This window comes from Herbaspirillum sp. Sphag64 (assembly GCF_014192645.1).
GTDB lineage: Bacteria > Pseudomonadota > Gammaproteobacteria > Burkholderiales > Burkholderiaceae_D > Herbaspirillum.
Genome location: NZ_JACHYE010000001.1, coordinates 398657 through 423268, shown reverse-complemented (window position 1 = coordinate 423268; position 24612 = coordinate 398657). Strand labels below are relative to the sequence as shown.

The following is a 24612-nucleotide window of genomic DNA, read 5'->3' as shown; positions in this document are numbered from 1 at the left end:
GCGTGCAAGCCACTGAAAATAGGCTATTATTAAAATCATAGTTTAAATATTTAAACAATCATTTATGAATGAAGTGAACATTGAGCGTCTGTGGTCGCATTTGTACTGGCTGACAGTATTGGCAACACAAGGCAGCTACACGGCAGCAGCACGGCGACTCAATGTCAGTAAGGCTGCGGTCAGTTTGCGTATCGCCGAACTGGAACGTGCTGCAGGTGTTTCGCTGGTACAGCGCACGACCAGGAGTATTAGACTGACAGAGGCTGGCCAGCGACTGGTCAATGAGACCAGAGATCATTACGAACTGATTGCACAGTGTTTTGCCGATGTCTGCGATACGGCAGAAACAGTACAAGGATCAATCCGTGTCACTGCACCTGTCGCCTTTGCTCGCCAGCAACTCATTCCCAGACTCTCAGGCTTTCTGAAACGCTATCCGGAAGTGTCGATTCAACTCGATGTATCTGACCGTCTGGTGTCATTGGCTCCGGAGGGTTTTGATCTGGCTATCCGGCATACCGCGATAGCGCCTGAGACGCATGTTGCCTGGGAGCTGTGCAAGACCAGTTCCTTGCTGGTGGCAACACCGCGTTATTTACGAGCACAGGGAATTCCCTTGTCGCCTGCGGAGCTTGTCGACCATGATTGTCTTTACTACCCCCGAACGCACGGCAAACCAAGCTGGACTTTTGCCGCTCCAAAGCGTGCTGGCAAGATGTCCGAGCCAATGACGGTCGCTATTTCAGGACCTTTCTGTGCCAACAATAGCGAGACCTTACGTGACGCCGCGCTGGACCATCTCGGGATCGCGCTACTCCCTGATTTCACTGCTGAAGCAGCACTTCGCACAGGACGGCTTGTCGCTGTGCTGCCTGAATGGAAACCAGTTGGTATTTTTGCGGAGCAATTGCTGGCAATTCGGCCTTACGCGACACATGTTCCGCGTGCTGTGACCTCATTCATCTCTTATCTGCGAGATGAGTTTTCAAACGGTTTTTTGTAATCAGTTCCTGCCATTTTTTGCAGAGTGCAAGGACCAGTTTCTGGTCGCTGGCCTGAGCCTGAGCGACCAGCTGCACCCGCGAATAGGGTATTAAGCATTGCTTGAATCTAAGACGGTACGCCTTCAACAATTCGGAAATCGCGCACAGCCGAGGATCCCAGAACTGCCAAAGCCTCTTGATAAGCCTGCGATGCATAGGCCTTCTTTGCCTGTTCAAAGCTCGCGAATTCAACCACGACAATACGCTGCACCTTGCCCGCTTCATGGGCCTCGATCGCTTCAGCAGTCCTGACGATAAAGCGACCGCCGTTGGTGGTAACGGCTTGCTCGGCGAGTTTTGCATAGGCTTTCAATGTGTCAGGGTCTGACACCGACTGATAGGCACTTACCCAATAACCTTTGCTCATGTGGCCCTCTCTAAAGTGTGGCAGATGCAGTTGTGGCCTTCTAGCCTGGCTTCGTGCCCGCATCTGTGTTGATTTTCATGGTGGGACAGACAAGTGTCTGTCGGCCGCATAAGATGATCTCACATGCCTCGGTCAACAGCAATTCATCTGCAAAACCAAGGTCGGTGGTTCGACTGGCGTATTGACGTTGCAGATGTAAACGGCAGCTCATCATCGTCATTGATTCTGCGCTTATTAATTAGGCAAGAAAAGGCTTGTCATTGATCAGTTTTCGGAAAATTGCATCATATTGTGATCTAATAATGGAATTTAATTCTTCCTAAACATGTTGGTCATGAAAGATTCTCTGCAGCACTGGTTGTATGGTTTTGTGCCACAACAGTCGCCCGTTGATCGCTTTGAACGCATGCGCGCCTGCGCTGGTGCATTGTTTGGCATCCTGCTGACAGGCTTGATCAGTCATGTGGCCTTGCCACGTGACCTAGCGATGTTCTGGTTGGTTGCACCGATGGGCGCTTCAGCAGTGTTGCTGTTTGCGGTACCGGCCAGTCCGCTGGCGCAGCCATGGTCGATCATTGGCGGCAATTTGTGTGCGGCGCTGATCGGTGTCAGTTGTAGCAAGTTGGTTGGCGAACCCGTTCTGGCAGCGGCGCTGGCGATAGCGCTAGCAATTGGTGCCATGTTCTTTTTGCGCTGTGTTCATCCTCCTAGCGGCGCGGTAGCGCTGACGGCAGTGCTGGGTGGGCCGGCAGTGCAGCGCCTGGGCTATGGTTTCGTATTGACGCCGGTGTTGTTGAACTCTTTTGTACTGCTCTTGACGGCGCTTCTGTTCAACAATGCGACCAAACGTCGTTATCCGCATCTGGCAGCTGATCATCGTGCTCATGTCGTATCGGATCAAGTATCAAATGCGCCAACATCCACTCCCGGCGGTGGCTTCACGCATGCCGATCTGGATGCGGTATTGCGTCGTTACAATCAATTGCTGGATATCAGCCGCGACGATCTGGAGGATATCCTTAGGCAAACCGAGCTGGAGGCTTATCGCCGTCGATTCGGAGAGGCGGTCTGTGCTGACATCATGTCTGAAGATGTGATTGCCGTTGAGTTTGGCACCGAACTGGCAACTGCGTGGGAACTGTTGCGGCAACATCGGTTGCAGATTTTGGTGGTTGTCGATAGAGCGCGACACGTCATCGGTATGGTTACTGTGAACGATTTTTTGCGACATGCGGAGATCTCCGGGAAGCGCAATATGGGCGACAAGTTGCGTACATTGTTGCGTCGCACCGGGCACACGCATTCCGAGAAGGCCGAAGTGGTTGGCCAAGTCATGACACGACATGTCAAACCCGTAGCTGCGCAAGAGCCGATGGCGCAACTGATCCCGCGCATGTCAGATGGTGGTATGCAGTCGGTTCCGGTTGTTGATGCTGATGGCCGGTTGATAGGAATTGTGACGCAATCCGCCATGGTCGCCGCCTTATATGCCGGGGCCATGACGGACGGGGCAGCGCCAGTGACACCAATCTCAGTAGCGGTCTCGGTTAGTTAGTGCTGGCGTTGAATTCCGCCATGAATGCCGCGATCAATTCAGAGACGCTATAGCCATCGCGAATCAATCGCGCGCCCTGACCAGCCCAATGCGCCCCAAATTCATGGCTGCCCTGGGCGGATGCGTGGGCATGCAGTTGCTTGCCCGCGTCATAGGCGACAGGGTAAGCAGGAATAGGCGGCGCAGCTGGAGTATCAATTTCACTGATGAAGCGGTTAACGATACCGCGCGCACGTCGACCGGAAATGGCAGCGGTGATTCGTGTAGCAGAGGCGCGATCACTCTTGAGCATGGCACGATAGGCATCGTTGGCGTTGGACTCCGTTGCCAGCAGAAATGCAGTTCCCATTTGCACCGCTTGTGCTCCTAATTGCAAGGCTGCAGCAATCCCTTGTCCATCCATGATGCCGCCAGCGGCAATGATTGGTAACTTGGTATTACTTGCTAGCAGTCTTACCAGAGAAAAAGTGCCGATCTCGGTATCCGCCCGTCCGTCAAATGTCCCGCGGTGGCCGCCGGCCTCAATCCCTTGTGCCACGATGGCATCGATACCTGCTGCTTCAATTTCGCGCGCCTCGTCGATGCTCGTTGCCGTTGCCATCAGGAATACGCCCTGATTTTTGAATCCGCTGATCACGGCTGGCGCAGGCAGACCAAAATGAAAACTGATGGCCGCCGGTGGATTTTGCAGTAGCAGATTCTGCATTTCGGTATCGGCCACAAAGCTTTGGTAAATCTCTTTCAACGGTGGGCTGATCGTTGCGCCAAATTCATCCAGGAATGGTTGTAGATGCTTGATCCACGCCGCGTCTTTGCCGGGGTCGAGCTGCGCGGGACTGTGGCAGAAAAAATTGGCGCTGAAAGGACGCTTTGTCAGCTTATGCATCTGCGCAAGGATATCAGCAGCCTGTTTGGCATTGCTTGCGCCAAGTGCCAGCGAGCCGAGGGCACCAGCGTTCGATGCAGCTGCCGCCATGGCTGGCGTGGTGCTTCCAGCCATCGGCGCCTGAATGATTGGATGGTCGATGCCAAGGCGTGAAAGAAGTGCGTTGTCCATGGGAAATGCTCCTGTTCATACGACGAATGAAAAAGATTATAGGATTTTTAAATCACAAATTGAGAATTATTTTTATATAATATTCTTAAATTAAGATTTAATGCTGAGGGTGTGATGGACTTTTCCAGTCTGGAAATATTGTGCGTTGTCGCCGAAGAGGGCGGCATTACGCGCGCTGCCCAAAAGCTCAACCGTGTGCAATCCAATGTCACTACGCGGGTACAGCAACTTGAGGAGCAACTCGGTGTGGCCTTGTTTCAGCGTGAAGGTAAGCGAATGATCCTGACCGCTGAGGGTGAGCGTTTCATCGTGTATGCCAAGCGATTATTGTCGTTGGCGCAAGAAGCGATGCAGTCAGTCAATAGGGCGCAACCCCTTGGCAGGCTGAAGATCGGCAGCATGGAGGCAACTGCCGCTAGCAGATTGCCGGGGCCGCTGGCGGCATTTCATTCAACATGGCCTGATGTCATGCTGGAGGTGTCAACCGGTACTTCCGAAAGACTGCTTAATGATGTTTCTCAACATCGACTTGATTGCGCGCTCGTTGCTCTGGTGCCAGGACAATCGCTGAAGACGTTGTACAACAAATTGAGCGGCGTCAAGATCTGGAATGAGCAGTTGATGTTGCTCAAGCCGCAAAATGATAGCGGTGGTGCCCCACCCAATCTGGCCGCTTTTGAACAGGGATGTACCTATCGTGCAGTGGGGCAGGAGTGGTTCAGAAAAACGGCTGCCAAAGGAGTGCACGTCATCGAAAAAAACTCCTACCACGGCATTATGGCCAGCGTCGCTGCAGGAACCTGTGCTGCCGTCATGCCGCAGTCGGTTCTGGATTTATACCAAGGCACCACATTCAATTGCACCGTTTCGCCACTGCAGGAAGTCGACACCTGGCTGGTCTGGCGCGAACAATACAAATCGGCTGCGCTGGATGCATTCCGGGAGATCTGCAGTAAGTAGTAGTCAACGCGACTAGGAGCTTATTCACCGTCATTGAAGGCTGAAATATGCGAAACCTGAAATACGCCGGCCAGTGAATTGAGCTCGTTGCGATGCAATTGCGCCAGACGGTGCAGATATTTTTCACCAGTTTTGGTCAACCTGACTTGTATCTGGCGCCTGTCTTGCTCATCTTGCCGACGCGTTACCAATCCTGCTTTTTCGCAGCGATTGACCAAGGCCACCACGCCGTGATGCTGGGCTTGCAGACGTTCTGCCAGTTCTCCGATGCTTGCCCATTCACGACCGGGAAAACCTTTGATATGCAGCAATAGCAGGTATTGCAACGGTGTCAGCCCCTCGCTATGCGCCGCTTCTTCACTGAAGCGAATGAAGCGGCGTAATTGATAGCGGAATTCTGATAGTGCCTCGAAATCTTCTTTTTGCAGGCTCACGGTTGGTTTCATTGATAGTGCGCTGGTAGAAAGGAGGGATATGTTTAACGTTTTCCACGAGAAGAAATCTCAGCAGACTGCATGATATTACGACAATCAAGCGCCTTGATTATCGGTAATAGCAGTCTTCGAGCAGCATGTCTTCAAAGAATGCGCCGAATCGCCCCTGAGGATCGCGTAGATGAATTTCAAGGATCCAGCGCATGGGAGAAGGGCTGGATTCAAATTCGGCGAGTGAGCCAGTGTAGATGGTGGCATGCGGAAAATCAGAAACCCGATGTCCAGGTAAATCGAAGTTCAATTCCCAGCCCATTTCTTTTGCAGTTTTATCAGCAAATGCATAGAGCTTGGCACCGGTCAGTTTTTCCTTCTCCCAGATTCTGCGGACGTCGTGGAACAAGGTTTCAGCATCAATGGCGCAGCGTGCATATTCCTGATTGTGTCCAATGACAAATGATTTGCCGCCATCGCCTTCCCATTTTTCGACACGCGGAGCAATATCGAGGAAGAAGATGTCGTTCTCTTTCAACATCACACCCGGAACGGATGCCACCTTCATGGGTTTCATGGTGTTGCTGCCGAAGCGCACGCGGGTAGGGTGCCAGCTCAATGCCAGGCCCATCTCAGACATGACCGTCTTTGCCATGTCAACGGCGTCTTCTTCCACCATTCCTGCCTTGATGCCAGAGGCGATCTTGCTGATTGCTTCGCGGGTTTTATTGCGCGCCAAAAGCATGCCATCCACGGAAAAAGAGGGGCCAACACGTTCGGCGGGGTTTGTCACAGCAGTGTTCATATCGTTCTCCAATCAGTCCCGCATTCAATTTGCGGCTTGGAGAATTATCAAATGCTGGCGCTTGTTTCAGGTGGATTATCGCGTCACAAAAAAGGCCATTCTGCACTCATTTAAAGACAGTAGGCGCTGCCTTACAGGTCGACGCCGCAAAGTTGCATTACGGTGCCAGACTGCGTAATACGAGGCTGGAAAGATGGTTGGTGGCCTGGGTTGCCTGATCGAGGTTGTATTGCAGTAGCAGGGGATTCATGTAGGGGCGGATGACCAGAAAAATGGCATTCGCGGTTTCATCCAACGGTGTTTTGCGTTCGAACTCACCCGATTCACGGCCTTCGCGAATAATCTCGATGATCAGATTACGCATATGTGCTTCATAAGAATGGACCGACGGCCAGGGTTCGCTGGCTGCAGTCGCTGCGATATCGTACAGTTTCCGGTCATGGAAAAAGAGATCGCTACCGGCGTCAACCATCGATTTGAACATCAGTCTGAAGCGTTCGGAAGCACTGCTGGCTTGTTCCGTGGCATCTTGTACCAATTGCTTCATCAGGCTTAGTCGGTTGAAGCAGATGACTTCGCCAATTGCTTGTTTAGAGTCAAAAAATTTATAAATGTAGGCTTTGGAAAAACCAATCGCTTTGGCCAGTTCGGAAACAGTGGTCTTTTCGTAACCATAATGACTGAAGTACTCGGTAGCGGCTTCAATGATCTGGGTACGGACATCGTGATCGGAGGGCCCGCGTGAGCGTGCGCTGTAGGTCGTAGCTTTGTTCATGCGAAGAGATTATATCGATCAATAGGCGTTGCTACCTATCAATGCAATGCTCAGATTGCACTGATGTTGGCTTGGTGGAGCACCACTGACATTTTCAGTGAGTTGTCACGTAATGTCACGTTATAGCAACGATGGCAGCGCAGAATTTTTTAAAAAATATGATGATCATCATATTTTATGCTAAAGTGGCTCCATGAACTCAACACTGATCAGCAAGAAAGAGCAAACGCGCCAAAGAATTGTGCAGGCAGCATCGCGCGCCATGCGTCGCTCCGGTTTTGCTGGGGTAGGTGTGGCGGAAGTGATGAAGGAGGCGGGGCTTACGCATGGTGGCTTTTATGCGCATTTTCCATCGCGCGATGCCTTGCTTGCTGAAGCAATGGTCTATGCCAGCAAGGATAGTCGCAGGTTGGTTAATTCTTACGTAGATGCACTTGCTAAAGATGGCTGTAGCGAGTTTCGGGCGTTTGTTGAGGCCTACCTTTCCGACTCGCAGATCATCGATTGTGAAAATGGCTGTCCTGTTGCAGCACTTTCTGGCGAGATGCGTCATCAAGCGTCAGAGGTGTTGGCATCGTCACGCTACGCCATTGAGAAGCTGCATCAGGCGGTAAGCGCGTTGTTGCCGCAAGACTCTGCACCAGGAGCGGTCTGGGTCGTAGCCGGGACCTTGGTGGGGGCGATGCAATTGGCGCGGACCTTGGGGGACAACCCTGAAGGACGAGCGGTGCTGACGGCGACCAAGGCTGATTTGATTGCACGTTTTGATAGGTAACTGATATTGGGTTATTGAAGATATCGTTGTTGGTGTTGTGAGGGTGTTGTGATCATGCCGGAGTGTTCTCCGGTTTTTGTTTGATTATAAATATGATGATCATCATATTTTGTGGTTTTTAGCTTTTCATTTTAAGGAAACATCATGAGTCTCGAAAATGCTGTCGTATTGATTACTGGTGCCAATCGTGGATTGGGTCTGGCATTCGCCAAGCAAGCACTGGCACGCGGTGCCAAGAAAGTCTACGCTGCAGCGCGTGATGCTGCGGCGATACAGTTAGAGGGCGTTATTCCCGTGACATTGGATGTCACCAAGCCCGCAGAAATCGCTGCACTTGCAGCGCAATTGTCGGATGTGACTGTGTTGATCAATAACGCGGGAATTGCACGTACAGGTGGCTCGGTTGCAGAAAATGCGCAACAGCTATTGCGTGACCATCTGGAGACTAACGTGTTTGGCATTCTCAATCTGAGTCAGGCATTTGCACCGGTTCTCGCAAAAAATGGTGGCGGTGCCGTCCTCAACGTACTGTCGGCATTGAGCTGGATCAATACCCCGATCTTCGCCAGCTATGGTGCTTCCAAATCGGCTGCATGGGGTTTGACCAATGGCTTGCGTCATGAGCTGCGCGCGCAAGGTACCCGGGTTATTGGTCTTCATGCCGGCTTCATTGATACCGATATGACACGTGGCCTTGAGGTCCCGAAGACGGCGCCGGAAGATGTGGCGCGCCAGGGATTCGATGCCATTGCGGGGAATGCGGAAGAAGTGTTCGTCGATGACACATCGCGTCAATTGCATCAGGCCTTGTCTTCCTCTATCTATCTGAAAGACGTCATCGCAGGTTAATCACAGCATGGCCGACGAGAGACAAGTCGATCATTTTTTAGCGTTTTAAATGGGGAAGTCATGTCCAAACAAACTGTGGTTTTAGTCACTGGCGTTTCGTCAGGGATTGGTCGTACCACGGCTGCCAAATTCGCAGCCCGTGGCTGCCGTGTATTTGGTACGGCGCGCAACATCAAGAAGGCAGAACCAATTCCCGGCGTAACGTTTGTGGAAATGGATATTCGCGACACCGCCTCGGTGACTACGGCAATCCGGTCGGTGATTGATCAGGCCAGTCGGATTGATGTGTTGGTCAACAACGCGGGTGTATCGCTGGTCGGCGCATTGGAAGAGACTTCGATCGCAGAAGCGCAGTCGGTGTTCGACGTGAATGTCTTTGGCGTCTTGCGGGCCATCCAGGCGGTACTACCGCAGATGCGCAAGCAGCGTTCGGGACGGATCGTCAATATCAGCTCGGTACTGGGTTTTATCCCGGCACCGTATATGGGCGCTTATTCTGCCGCCAAGCATGCGGTGGAAGGCTTGTCCGAAACTCTCGATCATGAAGTTCGCAACTTTGGTATCAGAGTGGTGCTGGTCGCGCCGGCTTATACCAAGACCAAGCTCGATACCAATGCGCCACATGCTGCATCAATGATTCAGGCCTATGACGCTGAACGCACTACGGTTGCACGTGCTATCGAGAACAATGTGAACGGTGCACCTGCGCCTGATGGTGTTGCCGATACCGTGGTTGAGGCAGCATTGGGCCGATGGCAAATGCGTCGCGCTCCCCAAGGTCAGGCCAGCCTGCTGCGCAAACTACGGCGCTTTATGCCTGCCGGGCCAGTTGATTCGGCGATCAGAAAAGGTCTGAATCTGAATTGAATCTCGTGTTGTCGCTAAGTCGGGCTTGCTGATGGGCAAGCCCGACTGTTGGGTAATTGGACTTGACGCCGGAATTTTCGTGTAACGATAATGGGATGGGGACCAATTCGATCAACTAATCACATGGTTGCATGGAAGCCATCACAAACAAGAACCAAGCACATGGTCCGGGAATTCGTACCAGCCTTGCCGGCCTGGTCGTTGGCTGCATATTGCCAATCGCACTCATCGCAGCACTCCTGATCTTCAACCTCTATGAGCGGCAGCAAGATCAGTTGATCATCGACACCATGAATCGTGTCAAGTCGATCAGTTCTGCGGTTGATCGGCATATCGCGGTCACCCAGTCGGCTTTGCTGGCGCTGTCCAATGCTGGCAGCCTCGACCGGGGGGACTTCGATGACTTCCAGGACCAGGCAAGGGAAACCGCAACCAGTTTGGGCCTGTCGAATATTTTGCTTGCTGATCTGCAGGGAAGACTACTCATGTCGACCCTGATACCACTCGGTAAAGCGCTTCCTGAAGTTGAAAGGAGTTCGCCACCCGGGCGGATTCTGGGTTCAGACAAGCCGGAGGTCTCCGATCTGTTCTGGGGGCCGATTTTAGGGCGGTATGTCTATGCCGTGACGGTACCGGTGAAACGTAAAGGGCAGGTACGGTATTCGATCGCAGCGGCCATTCCCAATGATCCACTTCTCAGTATTCTGAATGACCAACGCTTGCCTGCATCCTGGAGTGTCATCGTCAGTGATAGCGCTGGCAACCTGGTAGCGAACTGGCACACCAGGGGGATGAAATTAGGGGATAAGGTATTGCCGAAATTGATTCCCAAGCTGAGCAGTGCCACGGAGCAGGTGTTCGAAGCAAAACTGCATGATGGATTCCCTGTGCTGGTGATCTATAGCCGCTCGTTGGCAACCAACTGGGTGGTGTCCGTGAACTTGCCACTGAGTGAGGTGAGAGGTAATCGTCATGCATTGTCGTCCGTCGTATTTTATTCTCTGCTTGCCTTATCTCTCGGCCTGCTGCTGGCGTGGCTGATCGGTGACAAGATTGCCAATTCAATCACGGCGTTGATTGCGCCGGCACGCGCATTGGGCTCCCGTTTGACGGTCAAGGTACCGGTGCTTTTTTTCAGTGAAGCCAATGCCTTGCGTGAGGCGTTGCTGGAAGCGGACGTGATGCTGCAAAGCGCTCAGTATAAAGCCAGCCATGATGCGTTGACAGGTCTCGCCAATCGCAGCAGATTTGGCGCAGACGTTGGGCACCAGTTGTTGGTATGTGAGCGCCAGAAGTCGTCGGTGGCCGTTCTGTACATTGACCTGGATGGCTTCAAGGCGGTCAACGATACCTTTGGGCATGGTGTCGGCGATTTGCTGTTGAAGGAAGTCTCGGCGAGGATCAAGGCTTCGGTTCGGCAATCCGATTTCACGGCGCGCCTTGGCGGCGATGAGTTTGCGGTCGCCTTGATTGACTCCAATATCGATCAGGCCAGCGCCTGTGCCAGGAGTCTGCTGGAGGTGTTGTCCCAGCCTTACCGTTTTGGCGAGATCGAGGCGCATATTTCAGCCAGCATTGGCATCGCCGCTTATCCGCGCTCGGGAACCGATCTGCAATCCTTGCTCAAAAATGCAGATCGGGCAATGTATGACGCCAAAAAGGCTGGCAAGAGACGTATCTGCATCGCCGCCACCTAGTCAAGCGATCGCGATTGCACATTACCAGCCACCACCCAATGCGCGATAGGTCGCCACACTGGCACGCGCCACATTGGCGTTGGTCAGCACCAGTTGTTCCCGTGCGGCCAGCAATTGACGTTCTTGTTCCAGTACGTCGATGCGGCTCAGCGCTCCGGCCTCAAACGCTTCCTGAGCTGCATTGCGAGCATCGGCCGTCGCCGTGTTTTGCTGCTGTAGCGCTTGTTGCTGTGCTTGTAATTGAGTTTCTGTGACGAGTGCATTTTCGACGTCTTCGGTGGCGCGCAGCATCGCTTGCTTGAAGCGCGACAAGGCCTCCGCATTGGCACCCTTGGCACCAGCAACCTCCGCGTCGACGCGGCCAAAGTCGAACAGCCGCCAGTGCAGTCCTGCCACTGCCAGCGGCTGGAAAGTCTGACCAGAAATTTCGGCACGCGAGAGGCTCTCGAAACCGAGCAGCCCGGAGAGTGAGAACTTGGGGTAATACTCGGCCATGGCGACACCAATGCGGGCATTCGATGCGGCCAAGCGGCGCTCGGCGGCGATCACGTCTGGTCTTCTCCGCAGTAGAGCCGCAGGCGCCGGCAGGGTAGACAGACCAGGCGCGGCGGTGAGTCCGGTGGTGCTGGTTGTGCTGGAGCTCGCTGTCAGTTGCGCCGCTAGCGTGCCTGGTTGTACGCCCATCAATACGTCCAAGCGATTGCGTTGCACGTCGATTTCAGTTTGCAATGGTGTCATTGCGGCATGCGCTTGCGCCAGTTGCGCTTGCGCCTGTGCCAGATCACGCCGGTTTGCAAGTCCATCGTGCAGTCGCAAGCCTACTAATTCCTGCAACTGAGTGGCGGTACCGATTTGTTCCTGCATTACCGCCAGCCTTGCCTGTGCGCCACGCAGGCGGAAATAGGCATCGGCCGCTTCGGCGGCAATTGAAATACGCACAACCACGCCGTCGGCAGCGGCGGCTTCGGCGGTAGCCTGATCGGCTTCGCGCTCACGCCGTAAGCCTCCGAACAGGTCAATTTCCCAACTGGCACCTGCACCAAGATCGTATTGGGTTTGATTGCGCTGGTAGCCAGGGTAGTTGCTGGCAATTTCCCCCAACGGGCTGCGCAAGGATTGTCGTTCGCTGGCGGCCTGAACATCTGCGCTGCCACTTGGCAACAGCGCCGCCTCGGCAATGCTGGCGACCGCACGCGCTTGCTGCACACGCGCCAATGCCGCTTGAAGATCCAGATTCTGTGCCAGTACGCGATCAATGATCTGAGTCAATACCGGGTCGTGGAACTGCGACCACCAATGACTCAATACCGCATCCGTGACGGCCGGTGCTGCTGCATGACTGTTATTGGGGGCGTGCAGGTAATGATTCGACAACGGTGTCGTCCCCGGGTCGTTCGTATTGCCGTTGCTGGCAAGGTCCGGCGTAAGGTAATCCGGCCCCACGGCGCAGGCCGCCAAGAGACTGGTCATCAGGGTGGTGATGGCAAATTTGACGGTGCGCATGCTGCTTTCCTTTCGGCGGTGGATTCCACAATGGAGGTTGTGCAAATGGCTGATGGCATTCCAATGGGTGCTATCAGATTCGTTTTTCACTCCGTTGAAATACTTACTTGCAAAACGATAGTTGCTAGTGTAGAGTAACTTTCATTATGAAAGCAACTTATTTTTAGCGCGTCTGATTGCTTTCTCCGCAGCATCATTTCAACTACTGCAAGGAGTTATGGCCATGTCACAACCGGTCCTCAGCGAAGACAGCAACGCCAACAAAGCCAACAAAGCAATCTCCCGTCCACGCATCAGTGGCAAAGTCCGGCTTGGAGCCGCCATCCTCAGTGCCGCAGGTCTGGCAGCCGGGGTGGTCGGTGTGCACTGGTGGAACAATGGCCGTTATATTGAAGACACCGACGATGCTTACATCGGCGGCGACATCACGGTGGTCAGCCCCAAGGTGCCTGGTTATATTGTGACTGTTGCGGTGACGGACAACCAACGGGTGCATGCGGGCGACTTGCTGGTCAAGCTCGATGACAGTGATTACCGCGCTGCTTTGGCCAAGGCCGAAGGTGTTGTCGCCGCACGCAAGGCAGAAATCGCCAATCTGGAGGCAACCCGTGCGGTGCAGACTTCAGTGATTGCACAGGCCAAGGCAACGGTCGATGCCAGCAGTGCGGAAACTGTGCGCGCCCATGATGATGATCGTCGCTTTGGAAATCTGGTTGGCCGTGCAGCGGTATCGATGCAGAGTGCACAAAGGGCGACCGCTGATTATCAACAAGCACTTGCCAATGGACAGAAAGCGCTAGCGGGGCTGGCAGTGGCGCAGCATCAATTGGCGGTCATTGATACTCAACATCAACAGGCTGTTGCCGCACTGACGCAGGCCATGGCGGAGCGTGAGATTGCCCTTATCAACCTGCGTTCGACCGAGTTGCGCTCGCCGGTGGACGGCGTGGTCGGAAATCGACATGCCCGTGTTGGTGCCTATGCCGTCGCCGCAGGGCAGTTGATGGCAATCGTGCCAGCACGAGGTTTGTGGGTTGATGCCAATTTCAAGGAAAGTCAGCTCACGGGCATCAAACCAGGTACCCCGGCCATCGTGGAAGCCGATGCGGTCCCGGGGCATGCGTTCCATGGTCACGTCGCCAGCGTGGCACCGGCAACAGGTGCGCAGTTCAGCATCCTGCCGCCAGAAAATGCCACTGGCAATTTCACCAAGATCGTACAACGTGTACCTGTCAGGATCGTGCTCGACGAGGCCGATGGTGTTTTGGGGGCGTTGCGTCCGGGCTTGTCGGTGGTGGCCAAGGTGGATACACGGAGCCAAGGATCATGAGCGCCGCTACCGCGTCACCGCTTTTTGGGGAGTTGATTCACCCTTCGCAGATGACCATGTCGGCCAAGGTGTTTGCCTTCGGTGTGATGTGTATTGGTATGTTTGTGGCGTTGTTGGATATCCAGATCGTCTCGGCATCCTTACGCGATATTGGTGGCGGACTCTCGGCCGGTAACGATGAAACGACCTGGGTCCAAACCAGTTACCTGATCGCGGAAATCATCGTCATTCCCATGTCCGGCTGGCTCACGCGTTTGCTGTCGACGCGCTGGCTGTTCGCCTTCTCGGCCGCGGGATTTACGCTCACTAGTCTGCTGTGCGGGTTGGCCTGGAACATTCAGAGCATGATTGTGTTCCGCGCCATGCAGGGCTTTCTCGGCGGATCGATGATACCGACCGTATTTACGACGGCCTTCGCCTTCTTTGAAAACAAGCAACGTGTGATTGCCGCTTCCACCATTGGCGCGATTGCCTCACTGGCGCCCACGCTGGGCCCGACGATTGGTGGATGGATTACCGATCATTACAACTGGCACTGGCTTTTTTTCATCAATCTGTTGCCGGGTATCTTTATCACGATCGCGGTGCCGCGTCTGGTGCGCATTGATCGTCCTGACTGGTCACTCATTCGCAGTGCGGATTACCTGGGCATCGTGTTGATGTCGCTGTTCCTTGGCTGCCTCGAATACACGCTGGAAGAAGGGCCGCGCTGGGATTGGCTGGGCGATCCTGTGATCGCCGCCACCGCCTGGATTGCCGGAATTTCTGGTGTGCTATTCGTCTGGCGCAGTCTGACCGCAGCCGAGCCAGTGGTAGATTTGCGGGCATTGAAGGATCGTAATTTTGCGCTCGGTTGTTTCTTTTCCTTCGTGACCGGCATTGGCATTTTCGCCACCATCTACCTGACCCCCTTGTTTCTTGGGAGGGTTCGAGGTTTCAGTGCCTTGCAGATTGGGTTGGCGGTGTTTTCCACCGGCGTGTTCCAGATCATGAGCATCCCGCTCTATGCCTGGCTGACCAAGCGTCTCGATCTGCGCTGGATCATGATGATCGGCCTGGCGTTGTTCGCGCTATCAATGTGGCAGTTTGCACCGATTACGCACGACTGGGGCTGGGCTCAATTGATGATTCCTCAGGCGCTACGCGGTATGGGACAGCAACTTGCTGTCCCCCCGACAGTGACGTTGACGTTGGGTAGCCTGGCACCGGCACGGCTGAAATTTGCTTCCGGCTTGTTCAATCTGATGCGTAATCTGGGAGGGGCTATCGGTATCGCACTGTGCGCCACCTTGCTCAATAATCGTACCAATTTGCACTTCATGCATCTGGCCGAGCATTTGAATGCAAGCAATGACGCCATGCTGGAGACGATCAATACCCTTGGTATCAACTTCGGCACCCAGTTGGGGGATGCTATTGCGGGCCAGACTGCAGCAGTAAGGCAATTGTGGCAGTTGACCTATCGCGAGGCACTCACGATGACCTTCTCGGATACCTTCCTGGCGGTGATGTGTTGCTTCGTGATCGCGACAGCGATGGTCCCTCTGATGCACAAGGTTGCACCACCCAAGGCACCGTCAGCGGATGCGCACTAAAAGATATTCCTTAGTTGATTGATTATTTGCCATTTGCTATCTGTTATCGTCAAACGTTGATCTGAGACTGAATCAGGGGCAGGGTGGTGGGCCAGAAGTGGTCTGCCATCATGCTAGTATTGTTTGGATAGTAACTAAGTGGAGAGTGCATCATGCAACGTAAGAGTTTTGAGGATAAACAATGTCCGATTGCCCGTTCGCTGGATCGTGTCGGAGAATGGTGGAGCATCCTTATTTTGCGCGATGCGTTTTATGGGTTGAGCCGTTTTGATGAATTTCAAAAGCATCTGGAGATTGCTCCCAATATTCTCACGCGTCGTCTCTCTGGTCTGGTCGAAGAGGGATTGCTGGAAAAAGTACAATATTCCGAGCGACCACCGCGTTTTGAATATCATCTGACACCACGTGGCAGGGATTTTCGTCCAGTTTTGCTGGCTTTGCTCAACTGGGGCAACAAGCATTTTTCTCCTGAAGGGGAGAGTGTCGTCCTGTTCAATGTCGAAACGGGAGAAAGAGCTGAGCCCATCATGGTCGATGCCAATACAGGCCAGCCAATTACACCTAAAAGTCACGTGATCGGCCCTGGTCCGGCAGCCGGAGAAAAGGTCAAACGTAGCATCAGCGAGTTGCTAGAACGTCGGGCCAAGCAAGTAGTACAGTCGTAAAACCCACTTCGTGTTTATCGAAAAAGTCATCCAGGATGATCTTTCGTATTCCGGCAATTTCTAAAGGGGAAGGGTGGCGATGACGTCGGTTGCAATCGTTGTGTTCAATGGAGTCCAATCTCTCGATATATCGGGTCCAATGGACGTATTTGCCGAAGCAAACCGCTTTCTGGTGTCCAGTGACCGCTATGAGCTGACGACGATCAGTCTTGAAGAGCCAAAAATCTCATGCTCAAATTCCATGCGGTTGATGACGGATACCACCTGGACAGACCCGGACCTCAGCTTTGATCTATTGCTGGTCGCAGGTGGGCCGGAGCTGGTCAATCGGCAATTCGATGAATCGGTGTATGCGTGGTTGCGCGATGCCTGCTCCAGGGCACGGCGATATGGCTCGATTTGCAGTGGCGCTTTCATTCTCGGCCGAGCCGGACTGCTTGATAATCGTAAGGTCACAACGCACTGGAACTATGCGGAAGCCCTGTCCGCTTTATGTGCGAAGAGCGAAGTCGAGGCTGACCGGATTTATGTTCAGGATGGCGCACTGTACACATCGGCAGGTGTGACTGCGGGTATCGATCTGGCGTTGCATCTGTTACGTGAGGATAAGGGCGCAGAAGTGGCACTCAATGTCGCCAAACGATTGGTGGTGGTGATGCAGCGTGCCGGCGGTCAGTCCCAGTTCAGTCCCTATCTGACCTCGTTTGCAGACTCGACCTCTCCGATCGCTGAGGCGCAGCGCCACGTATTATCCAATTTGCAGCACACGCTCTCGGTGACAGATCTTGCCTTGGTGGCGAACATGAGCGTCAGGAGTTTTTCACGTAGCTTTGCTAAGGAAGTCGGGATGACTCCAGCGGAGTTCGTGCAGCGCGCACGGATCGACGCAGCGCGTGCGCAACTCGAAAATAGTGATGCACCTGTCAAGGCTGTGGCTTATGCTTGTGGGTTTGGTGATACCAACAGAATGCGCAACGCGTTCATGCGGTCCTTGGGCGTCAGTCCCCAGCATTACCGACAGTCTTTTCATTCAGCAGTAACAAAAACTGCATAGTCATTGGCATCACGCCGACAAACCTTAAACCTGTTTCCACACTTAACGGTAAAAATCTGCAGCGTCCGTCCTGTTCGGGTACGGACGCTGCGGTAGCAGTGCAATGATGATGATTTAGACTGGTTGCACTAGCTCCGGTGGGACATGTGTACTACCAGGTTTGATCTTGAACCAGATCGAATACATTGCCGGCAGGAATACCAAGGTTATGATCGTACCTGCAAAGGTACCGCCAATGAGCGTGTAGGCCAGGGTGCCCCAGAACACCGAATGCGTCAGTGGAATGAACGCCAGCATGGCTGCCAGTGCGGTCAGAATCACTGGCCGTGAACGTTGTACTGTGGCTTCGATCACGGCATTGAAGGGGGCCAGACCTTCCGAGAGATTGAACTCAATCTGTCCGATCAGGATCAAGGTGTTGCGCATCAGTATCCCGGATAGTGCGACCAGACCCACCAGGGCATTGATACCAAACGGTTCCTTGAACAAAATCAAGGTTGGTACCACACCAATGAGCCCTAACGGGCTAGTCAGGAACACCATCACCATCGACGCCATTGAGCGTACCTGGAAGATGATGATCAACAGCGTCAGTGCCAGCATGATCGGGAACAACGGTAACAGCGCCGCGTTGGCCTTGCCAGATTCTTCAATTGAACCAGCCACCTCGAGCCGGTAGCCAGCAGGCAGGCTGTTGATGATCGGTTGCAGTTGCGCCGTGATCGCATTCGAGACATCCGGCGGCTGCAGCGCTTCATCAATATCGCCACGGATGGTGATGGTTGGCAACCGGTCGCGGCGGCGCAGCACCGGTTCTTCGGGGCGGATTTCTACCGTACCCACTTGCGACAGGGGAATCCGCTGGCCCGCTGCACCCACCAGTGTGAATCCACTGATCTTGGCAGGATCCAGCCGAGTCTCACCAGCAGAGCGCACGTAGACTTGTACTGAGCGGATATCTTCACGTACCGATGTCACCGGAATACCGTTGAGCAAAAACTGCAATTGCTGCGCCACGCTGCTGGAAGTCAAACCAACGGCTTGCAGGCGATCCTGATTCAACGTGAAGTGCAAGGTTGGTACACGCGAGCCCCAGTCGGTATTCACAGTGCGCATCATCGGGCTGGCACGCATGACGCTCTTGACCTGATCAGCGATGGTGCGCAGTTTCGTAGGATCTGGACCAGACAAGCGGAATGCCACCGGATAGGGCGAGTAAGGACCAAACACCAGCTGCGTGACACGCACCTGTGCTTCCGGCGCCAGACCATTGGCGACCGCTTCACGCATACGGATCTTAAGCGCTTCGCGTTCTGTCTCGTTGTCGGTACGGATCACCATTTTGGCAAACGACGGATCAGGCAATTCCGGCGACATCGCCAGATAGAAGCGTGGCGCACCTTGTCCAATATAGGAGGTGACGATCTTGGCTTCCTTTTGCTTAGCCAGCCATTGTTCGAGCTTGATGGTTGCAGCTTTGGTCTGCTCAATCGAGGTGCCATAAGGCATCTGGACTTCGACTAGCACTTCCGGGCGGTCTGAGGTCGGGAAGAATTGCTTTTTCACGACGCTCATCCCAACGCCGGCGAGCAGGAAGGTGCCAATAACGATCGATGCAACCAGCCACTTACGACGGATCACCGCACCCAACAGACGGCGGAAGCGATTGTAGTTGGGTGTGTCGTAGATGGCGTGGTGACCACCTTCTACCTTGGCAATATTGGGCAACAGCTTGACACCCAGATACGGGGTGAACACCACAGCCACAACCCATGACGTAATCAAGGCGATACCAACGATCCAGAACATGTTGCTGGTATATTCACCCGCGGTTGATTTGGCAAAGCCGTTTGGCATGAAGCCAATTGCCGTCACCAACGTGCCAGAGAGCATTGGTGCAGCAGTATGGCTCCAGGCGTAGGCCGATGCATGCGCACGGCTATAGCCTTCTTCCATTTTGACCACCATCATTTCAATCGCAATAATGGCATCGTCAACCAGTAAGCCCAGTGCCAGGATCAGCGAACCAAGGGTAATCCGGTCGAAGTTCTTGCCAGTCGCCGCCATGACAATAAATACCGCCGCCAGCGTGAGCGGCACTGCTGCGGCGACCACCAAACCGACACGCCATCCCATACTGAGGAAGCAGACCACCATCACCACCAGCAAGGCAACGACGAACTTAACCATGAATTCATTGACTGCCGACGCAATATTGACCGCCTGATCGGTTACCTTGGTTAAACTTGCGCCCAATGGCAGATCTTTGTTGATGGCGGTTACTTCAGCGTCGAGGGCTTTACCCAGATCCAGTCCATTCCAGCCATCACGCATGACAATTCCCAGCAGCAAGGCTGGTTCTCCATTGTTACGAACTTCGAAGGTGGCCGGATCTTCATAGCCGCGTTCGACCGTCGCCACATCTGAGAGCTTCAGGGTACGGCCTTGTACCACGATCGGGGTATCGCGAATCTTTTGCAGATTGTCGAAAGAACCATCGAGGCGGACAAAGACTTGCGATCCCTTGGTATTGATCGAGCCGGCTGGTGTCAGCACGTTCTGGGAATTGAGGGCGGCGAAGATTTCTTGTGGCGCTACGCCCATGGTAGCCAGACGATCGTGTGAGAAAGAGACGAAGATGTGCTCAGCCTGTTCACCAATGATGTTGATTTTTTTGACGCCGGGCACATGCAGCAAGCGCTGCCGGAGTACTTCGGCATCACGCACCAACAGGCGCTCCGCCTTACCTTTGGCTTTGAGTGCATACAAAGCAAACGTCACATCTGAAAATTCATCGTTGACGAAAGGGCCGATGACACCACTAGGCAGATCCGAGGCTGCATCATGCAGTTTTTTACGGGCTTGGTAAAACTGTTCGGGTACTGCAGAGGGGGGCGTACTGTCGAGCAGTGTCACGGTGGTAAAGGCCAGGCCGGGGCGAGTGTAGGTTTCGGTGCGGTCGTAGTACTGCAACTCCTGCATCCGCTTTTCCAGAGGCTCGGCGACCTGATCCTGCATTTCCTGCGGCGTTGCGCCAGGCCAGGCAGTCACGACCGTCATGGTCTTGACTGTGAACGGCGGATCTTCAGCTCGGCCCAGCTTGAAAAATGCCAGGATCCCGGCAATCGAAATCAGGATGATCAGAAAGAGCGTGACGGAGCGTTCACGCACCGCCAACGCTGATAAATTGAAGCCAATCATTTTTTCTCTCCCTCGGTACCCGCGGGGAGGGCTAGTGCAGGTGCAGCTTGAATGCGTACCAGCTCACCTTCATGCAGCAGATGCGCTCCCAGCGCGACGATTTGCTCTCCCGTTTGCAGATTGCCATCCACGCGCGCTGCTTCATCGGTGATGTTGAGCACGTGCACCGGGCGCCAGCTCACTTTGGCAGGACTGCCGTTCAATACCCATACGCCGCTCTCCTTGCCAGCGTCGAACACGGCACTCGATGGCACTTGCACACCAGTGGCATTACCTGTGCGCTTATCTGCCAGCGTGACGGTTACCGTTGCACCAAGTGGTGCGTTGGCTAGTGTGCTATTGAGCACGTAGCGTGCTTCATAGGTTCGGGTCAAACGGTCTGCTGCATCTGAGAGTTGCCTGAGTTTGGCGCTGTTGTCTGCCTTGTCTTGACCATATAAGGTGGCAGTAGCTTGAGAGCCAATCGTCGGACGCAGAGTTTCTGGCAACTGGATGACAGCCTCGCGTGGACCGGCATGGGCCAGCCGCACGACCACCTGTCCGGCACTGACCACCTGACCTGGTTCGGCCAGTGTCTCGACGACCACGCCATCCGAATCGGCCATCAACTCAGTGTAATTGGTGGCATTTCTGGCGACGTCGGCTTGTGCTTGGGCAGCATTCAATTCTGCTTTGGCCGAATCGGCGGTCGCCTTGATTTGATCGTAGGCGGATGCGGATACTGCGCCGGCCGCGACCAGATCGCGATAGCGCACTTCATCGGCGATGGCTTGTTTAGCATGCGCTCTTGCCGCAGCGACAGCTTCGGTGCGGGCATTGGCTTCGAGGCCTAGGTCAATGGGGTCAATGCGCACCAACAATTGACCGCGCTTGACGCTTTCGCCGGTATCCACCAATCGTTGCAGCACCTTGCCCGAGACCCGGAAGCCCAGATCGCTTTGGACCCGGGAGCCGATGATGCCGGTAAATGACTGCGTCAGCGGCGCTGCGCTGACCACCGCAACCATTTTTACCAAGGGAGCCTCCGTCCGCGGGTCGGAGACGGGTTTTTCACCACATGCCGTTAAGGCAAGTGGCAACAGATAACGAGCATACGTACCAAGTGAGTGCCGAGACATGGGAGTCCTTCCAAAGGGGAGAAGAAAGGATTGGATTCTCAAACTTGTGACTAAATAAGTCAAGAGTCACATTGGTAAAGCGTAGTTTTACGGTGCTAAGCTGCGCAAAATGAGGTTGGAAAGATGGTTCGTGTCAGCCTTGGCCTGGTCCAGGTTGCGCTGTAGCAAGAGTGGATTGACATAGGGATGTAGCACCAGATAGATCGCGTTGGTGGTTTCGTCGAGGGGAGTTTTGCGCTCAAACTCACCCGATTCCCTTCCTTCCTTGAGAATCTTCAGTACCAGATTCTTGATGTGTTCTTCATAAGAAAAAACCGATGGCCAGGGTTCGCTGGCGGCTGTCGCTGCCATGTCGTAAAGTTTTCTGTCCTGAAAGAAAAGTTCACATCCAGCCTCTACAACTGTTGAGAACATGCGGCGGAAGCGCTCTGTGGCGGTGTTGGCATCTTTCATTGCATCGTCTATGGCATGCAAGATCATGCCCAGGGTATTGGCGCAAATGACTTCTCCGATGGCTTGTTTGGAGTCGAAGAACTTATAGATATAGGCTTTGGAAAAGCCAATTGACTTTGCCAAATCCGACACTGTTGTTTTTTCGTAGCCGTAGTGGCTGAAGTAGTCGGTTGCCGCGGTAACGATCTGGGTGCGCACGTCGTGATCGGTCGGGCCGCGCAGATGTGCAGTGAATGTGGGTGATGTAATCATCGCGAGGAATCGCCTCCCTAAATTGCATTGACAGTTTGTGACTCCTTGTTATTATAGTCACATGTAAATTGTTGTATCGAGGGAATTCATATGTTTTCTAGTCGCATTCTTGGTCCAGTCCTGTTTGCCAGCTTGGCGGCGGGATGTGCTGTGGGTCCTGATTATCAAAGGCCAGCCAGTCCGTTAACTGACCACTACATCGGCCAGCAGTCGCTGGCGCAAGGAGATACCCTGGCCCCCAAAGACGTGGTTGCCTGGTGGAACGAGTTTGGAGATCCGTTGTTGGCACGTTACGTTTCGCTGGCATTGGAACAAAACCTGGATCTGGTACAGGCCAGTGCCCGTGTGAGGCAGGCGCGTGCGGGTTTGAGTGCTGCCAATGCAGCCTTGCTGCCGTCAGGTACGGTGACAAGCTCGGCGGCGCGTGCGCATCAATCAATCGAAACACCGATAGGGAGTTTGCTCAATGCCACGCCAGACTATAAGCGTTGGGGTGATGCCTATGAGACAGACCTTGGCGCCAGCTGGGAAATTGATGTTTTTGGTGGACTGCGTCGTGGCAAAGAGGCCGCACAGGCTGAGTATCAAGCCTCGCGTGCGGATGTGGCAGCGACACGATTAGTTGTGGCGGCACAGACGGCAGATACATATATTGCCATTCGCGGGCTGCAACAGCGTCTCGATATTGCGCATCGCCAGGTCAAGACCCAACAGGAACTGCTGACCAAAGTGCAATTGCTCTACACGCGCGGACTGGCTGCACAGTATCAGGTTGATCAGACTGAAGGGGCGCTGGCACAAGTTGAAGCCAGCGTACCGATGCTGCAGGCTGCTCTGGCTGCTGCAATGAATGCACTTGACGTGATGCTAGGGACACCTCCCGGTACGCATCGTCAAGAGTTGGCTGATGCCAGGGGCATTCCTGTGGCGCCCAAGATTACGGACATGGGTTCACCGGCTGAATTACTGCAACGTCGTCCTGATCTGATCGTGGCCGAGCGACGCGTAGCCGCTGCCAATGCACGCATTGGGCAAGCGATTGCCGAGTACTATCCGCATTTTTCCTTGAGTGGATTATTGGGTAGCGCAACGACATTGCCCGCTTCGAATTTGTTTGCATCCGGCGCCAGTCAGGCGCAGGGTGTTCTGGGGTTGCGTTGGAGACTGTTTGACTTTGGTCGTATCAATGCGCAGATTGACCAGGCACATGGCCAGGAAGCTGAAGCGCTGGCGTCGTATCGTCTGGCAGTGCTGCATGCGGCTGAAGATGTTGAGAATACATTTTCGGCGTTGATCAACACGCAAACACAAACGGCAGCGCTGGTACGCGGCGAAGGCTCACTGTCGCACGCGCGTCAGACTTCCTTTATCGCCTATGAGCATGGTACTGCCAGTCTGATTGACGTGTTGCATGCTGATGAAACCCTGCTACGTGCTGCTGATGCGCGGGCGCAGGCGCAAACCGATCTGGCACGAGCCGCTGTGGCGACCTACAAGGCACTCGGTGGCGGTTGGGATCCGCAGGCAGAGGTCGATACGCTGGTAGCGCAGAAGGGGGATTGATGTTCGTAGATATCGCTGCTTCAGCGCTGATGTAGTGATTGTTTTTTGTGGAAGTCCCGGCTTTGTTTATTCACTCCTTGGCCCGGCGGATTCGTCGGGCTTTTCTATTGACTTCGATTCAGAACGTGCAAAGCCATCCACCATGGTACTGCCTTTGTGGCAGGCTGACCAAGGAAGATGGCGGGTGTAACTGATGCGGCAGATTGAAGCTTGATATTTGATACTGACGGTCAATCATGCGCCAGTGTAAATGTCGTTCCTGACAGGGCCCTTCAATTGCGAAACGACTTCAGCGCGAGTCAGTGTGCTATGTGGTACCACAAAGACTGGATAGTTATTGCCATTGACAATCAGGCCCTCGGCACGTGCTTGCTTCAATTCTTCAATCACTTCTGCGCGTGTCTTGGTCGATACAAACTTGGTTTCTGGTGGATACTTGTTTTCGGCAAAACTAGCGCCAGCAGCGGCAAAGAGAAGAACAGCGGCGGTAATCTTTGTGGCATTCATGGTAAAACTCCTTTAAAAATTCAGCTCTTTTTGAGCAGTGATAAATTGACGTATTCCGTCTGACAACTATGCATGGCGCTGCCAGACGGGTTGGGTACTACGTTGAACAGACTTCGATGCATCTGGAAAACATTGCTTGCTATTAAGTAGCGAACGATTCAATATGTGGGGCACCAAAACCTAATTCAAGTCCGGT

Annotated in this window: 22 protein-coding genes; 12 read left to right on the top strand and 10 right to left on the bottom strand. The window is 53.9% G+C overall.

The genetic code is table 11. The features are described 5' to 3' along the window. The first annotated feature begins 64 nt into the window (after positions 1-64). Entirely contained in the window at positions 65-1003 is a 939-nt protein-coding gene (locus FHW66_RS01950) for a LysR family transcriptional regulator (protein ID WP_183378022.1), read from the top strand. 107 nt (positions 1004-1110) lie between these two features. On the opposite strand, the gene FHW66_RS01945 is transcribed toward FHW66_RS01950, so the two are convergent. After that, positions 1111-1410: a DUF1330 domain-containing protein gene (locus tag FHW66_RS01945; RefSeq protein ID WP_183378021.1), complete on the bottom strand. Its 300-nt coding sequence runs from the start codon at positions 1408-1410 to the stop codon at positions 1111-1113. 334 nt (positions 1411-1744) lie between these two features. Here FHW66_RS01945 and FHW66_RS01940 point away from each other — a divergent pair, with 334 nt between their 5' ends. Continuing rightward, positions 1745-2965: an HPP family protein gene (locus FHW66_RS01940; RefSeq protein ID WP_183378020.1), complete on the top strand. Its 1221-nt coding sequence runs from the start codon at positions 1745-1747 to the stop codon at positions 2963-2965. On the opposite strand, the gene FHW66_RS01935 is transcribed toward FHW66_RS01940, so the two are convergent. Further along, entirely contained in the window at positions 2958-4022 is a 1065-nt protein-coding gene (locus tag FHW66_RS01935; protein ID WP_183378019.1) for a nitronate monooxygenase family protein, read from the bottom strand. The genes FHW66_RS01940 and FHW66_RS01935 overlap by 8 nt on opposite strands. Positions 4023-4136: 114 nt before the next feature. Between FHW66_RS01935 and FHW66_RS01930 the strand changes: the two genes are divergently transcribed. Next, complete coding sequence (locus FHW66_RS01930; protein WP_183378018.1) at positions 4137-4982, top strand: LysR family transcriptional regulator; 846 nt, start codon at positions 4137-4139, stop codon at positions 4980-4982. A gap of 20 nt (positions 4983-5002) precedes the next feature. Here the strand turns inward: FHW66_RS01930 and FHW66_RS01925 are convergent, their stop codons facing one another. From FHW66_RS01925 to FHW66_RS01915, 3 genes are all read right to left on the bottom strand, one after another. After that, a complete protein-coding gene (locus FHW66_RS01925; RefSeq protein WP_183378017.1) occupies positions 5003-5428 on the bottom strand; it encodes a MarR family winged helix-turn-helix transcriptional regulator in 426 nt (141 codons plus the stop codon). A gap of 97 nt (positions 5429-5525) precedes the next feature. Then, complete coding sequence (locus tag FHW66_RS01920; RefSeq protein WP_183378016.1) at positions 5526-6212, bottom strand: M24 family metallopeptidase; 687 nt, start codon at positions 6210-6212, stop codon at positions 5526-5528. Positions 6213-6369: 157 nt separating this feature from the next. Beyond that, positions 6370-6987, bottom strand: a complete 618-nt coding sequence (locus tag FHW66_RS01915) for a TetR/AcrR family transcriptional regulator (RefSeq protein WP_183378015.1) — start codon at positions 6985-6987, stop codon at positions 6370-6372. A gap of 193 nt (positions 6988-7180) precedes the next feature. Here FHW66_RS01915 and FHW66_RS01910 point away from each other — a divergent pair, with 193 nt between their 5' ends. From FHW66_RS01910 to FHW66_RS01895, 4 genes are all read left to right on the top strand, one after another. Continuing rightward, complete coding sequence (locus tag FHW66_RS01910) at positions 7181-7762, top strand: TetR/AcrR family transcriptional regulator (RefSeq protein ID WP_183378014.1); 582 nt, start codon at positions 7181-7183, stop codon at positions 7760-7762. Between the two features lie 144 nt (positions 7763-7906). Further along, positions 7907-8611: an SDR family oxidoreductase gene (locus tag FHW66_RS01905; protein WP_183378013.1), complete on the top strand. Its 705-nt coding sequence runs from the start codon at positions 7907-7909 to the stop codon at positions 8609-8611. A gap of 60 nt (positions 8612-8671) precedes the next feature. Beyond that, entirely contained in the window at positions 8672-9478 is an 807-nt protein-coding gene (locus FHW66_RS01900) for an oxidoreductase (protein WP_183378012.1), read from the top strand. A 131-nt stretch (positions 9479-9609) separates the two neighbouring features. Continuing rightward, positions 9610-11175, top strand: a complete 1566-nt coding sequence (locus tag FHW66_RS01895; RefSeq protein ID WP_183378011.1) for a sensor domain-containing diguanylate cyclase — start codon at positions 9610-9612, stop codon at positions 11173-11175. Positions 11176-11196: 21 nt separating this feature from the next. On the opposite strand, the gene FHW66_RS01890 is transcribed toward FHW66_RS01895, so the two are convergent. Then, on the bottom strand, positions 11197-12678 hold the full coding sequence (locus FHW66_RS01890) for an efflux transporter outer membrane subunit (protein WP_183378010.1): 1482 nt from the start codon (positions 12676-12678) through the stop codon (positions 11197-11199). 223 nt (positions 12679-12901) lie between these two features. On the opposite strand from FHW66_RS01890, the gene FHW66_RS01885 reads away from it, so the two are divergent. The 4 genes from FHW66_RS01885 to FHW66_RS01870 all read left to right on the top strand — a co-directional run bounded on the left by FHW66_RS01885 (position 12902) and on the right by FHW66_RS01870 (position 17322). Beyond that, positions 12902-14008 carry an HlyD family secretion protein gene (locus FHW66_RS01885; RefSeq protein ID WP_183378009.1) on the top strand — a complete coding sequence of 369 codons (1107 nt, stop codon included), beginning with the start codon at positions 12902-12904 and terminating at the stop codon, positions 14006-14008. Then, positions 14005-15603: a DHA2 family efflux MFS transporter permease subunit gene (locus FHW66_RS01880; protein WP_183378008.1), complete on the top strand. Its 1599-nt coding sequence runs from the start codon at positions 14005-14007 to the stop codon at positions 15601-15603. Before FHW66_RS01885 ends, FHW66_RS01880 begins: the two co-directional genes overlap by 4 nt. 152 nt (positions 15604-15755) lie before the next feature. Continuing rightward, complete coding sequence (locus FHW66_RS01875; RefSeq protein WP_183378007.1) at positions 15756-16268, top strand: helix-turn-helix domain-containing protein; 513 nt, start codon at positions 15756-15758, stop codon at positions 16266-16268. A 79-nt stretch (positions 16269-16347) separates the two neighbouring features. Further along, on the top strand, positions 16348-17322 hold the full coding sequence (locus FHW66_RS01870) for a GlxA family transcriptional regulator (protein WP_183378006.1): 975 nt from the start codon (positions 16348-16350) through the stop codon (positions 17320-17322). Positions 17323-17436: 114 nt separating this feature from the next. Here FHW66_RS01870 and FHW66_RS01865 read toward each other — a convergent pair whose 3' ends face one another. From FHW66_RS01865 to FHW66_RS01855, 3 genes are all read right to left on the bottom strand, one after another. Then, a complete protein-coding gene (locus FHW66_RS01865; RefSeq protein ID WP_183378005.1) occupies positions 17437-20523 on the bottom strand; it encodes an efflux RND transporter permease subunit in 3087 nt (1028 codons plus the stop codon). Beyond that, on the bottom strand, positions 20520-21641 hold the full coding sequence (locus tag FHW66_RS01860; protein ID WP_183378004.1) for an efflux RND transporter periplasmic adaptor subunit: 1122 nt from the start codon (positions 21639-21641) through the stop codon (positions 20520-20522). Before FHW66_RS01860 ends, FHW66_RS01865 begins: the two co-directional genes overlap by 4 nt. Positions 21642-21728: 87 nt before the next feature. Next, positions 21729-22346 (bottom strand): TetR/AcrR family transcriptional regulator, encoded by a 618-nt coding sequence (locus tag FHW66_RS01855; RefSeq protein ID WP_183378003.1) that lies wholly within the window; start codon positions 22344-22346, stop codon positions 21729-21731. Between the two features lie 90 nt (positions 22347-22436). Between FHW66_RS01855 and FHW66_RS01850 the strand changes: the two genes are divergently transcribed. After that, complete coding sequence (locus tag FHW66_RS01850) at positions 22437-23909, top strand: efflux transporter outer membrane subunit (protein ID WP_183378002.1); 1473 nt, start codon at positions 22437-22439, stop codon at positions 23907-23909. Positions 23910-24143: 234 nt separating this feature from the next. Here FHW66_RS01850 and FHW66_RS01845 read toward each other — a convergent pair whose 3' ends face one another. Then, complete coding sequence (locus tag FHW66_RS01845; protein ID WP_183378001.1) at positions 24144-24416, bottom strand: DUF4148 domain-containing protein; 273 nt, start codon at positions 24414-24416, stop codon at positions 24144-24146. Positions 24417-24612 lie beyond the last annotated feature (196 nt).

Excerpts from the sequence above, each read along its gene's own strand:
- FHW66_RS01880 (WP_183378008.1), top strand. The coding sequence starts at position 14,005 with ATGAGCGCCGCTACCGCGTCACCGCTTTTTGGGGAGTTGATTCACCCT.
- FHW66_RS01930 (WP_183378018.1), top strand. The coding sequence starts at position 4,137 with ATGGACTTTTCCAGTCTGGAAATATTGTGCGTTGTCGCCGAAGAGGGC.
- FHW66_RS01945 (WP_183378021.1), bottom strand. The coding sequence starts at position 1,410 with ATGAGCAAAGGTTATTGGGTAAGTGCCTATCAGTCGGTGTCAGACCCT.
- FHW66_RS01850 (WP_183378002.1), top strand. The coding sequence starts at position 22,437 with ATGTTTTCTAGTCGCATTCTTGGTCCAGTCCTGTTTGCCAGCTTGGCG.
- FHW66_RS01860 (WP_183378004.1), bottom strand. The coding sequence starts at position 21,641 with ATGTCTCGGCACTCACTTGGTACGTATGCTCGTTATCTGTTGCCACTT.
- FHW66_RS01855 (WP_183378003.1), bottom strand. The coding sequence starts at position 22,346 with ATGATTACATCACCCACATTCACTGCACATCTGCGCGGCCCGACCGAT.
- FHW66_RS01925 (WP_183378017.1), bottom strand. The coding sequence starts at position 5,428 with ATGAAACCAACCGTGAGCCTGCAAAAAGAAGATTTCGAGGCACTATCA.
- FHW66_RS01935 (WP_183378019.1), bottom strand. The coding sequence starts at position 4,022 with ATGGACAACGCACTTCTTTCACGCCTTGGCATCGACCATCCAATCATT.
- FHW66_RS01920 (WP_183378016.1), bottom strand. The coding sequence starts at position 6,212 with ATGAACACTGCTGTGACAAACCCCGCCGAACGTGTTGGCCCCTCTTTT.
- FHW66_RS01950 (WP_183378022.1), top strand. The coding sequence starts at position 65 with ATGAATGAAGTGAACATTGAGCGTCTGTGGTCGCATTTGTACTGGCTG.
- FHW66_RS01890 (WP_183378010.1), bottom strand. The coding sequence starts at position 12,678 with ATGCGCACCGTCAAATTTGCCATCACCACCCTGATGACCAGTCTCTTG.
- FHW66_RS01940 (WP_183378020.1), top strand. The coding sequence starts at position 1,745 with ATGAAAGATTCTCTGCAGCACTGGTTGTATGGTTTTGTGCCACAACAG.
- FHW66_RS01915 (WP_183378015.1), bottom strand. The coding sequence starts at position 6,987 with ATGAACAAAGCTACGACCTACAGCGCACGCTCACGCGGGCCCTCCGAT.
- FHW66_RS01895 (WP_183378011.1), top strand. The coding sequence starts at position 9,610 with ATGGAAGCCATCACAAACAAGAACCAAGCACATGGTCCGGGAATTCGT.
- FHW66_RS01910 (WP_183378014.1), top strand. The coding sequence starts at position 7,181 with ATGAACTCAACACTGATCAGCAAGAAAGAGCAAACGCGCCAAAGAATT.
- FHW66_RS01885 (WP_183378009.1), top strand. The coding sequence starts at position 12,902 with ATGTCACAACCGGTCCTCAGCGAAGACAGCAACGCCAACAAAGCCAAC.
- FHW66_RS01905 (WP_183378013.1), top strand. The coding sequence starts at position 7,907 with ATGAGTCTCGAAAATGCTGTCGTATTGATTACTGGTGCCAATCGTGGA.
- FHW66_RS01875 (WP_183378007.1), top strand. The coding sequence starts at position 15,756 with ATGCAACGTAAGAGTTTTGAGGATAAACAATGTCCGATTGCCCGTTCG.
- FHW66_RS01845 (WP_183378001.1), bottom strand. The coding sequence starts at position 24,416 with ATGAATGCCACAAAGATTACCGCCGCTGTTCTTCTCTTTGCCGCTGCT.
- FHW66_RS01865 (WP_183378005.1), bottom strand. The coding sequence starts at position 20,523 with ATGATTGGCTTCAATTTATCAGCGTTGGCGGTGCGTGAACGCTCCGTC.
- FHW66_RS01870 (WP_183378006.1), top strand. The coding sequence starts at position 16,348 with ATGACGTCGGTTGCAATCGTTGTGTTCAATGGAGTCCAATCTCTCGAT.
- FHW66_RS01900 (WP_183378012.1), top strand. The coding sequence starts at position 8,672 with ATGTCCAAACAAACTGTGGTTTTAGTCACTGGCGTTTCGTCAGGGATT.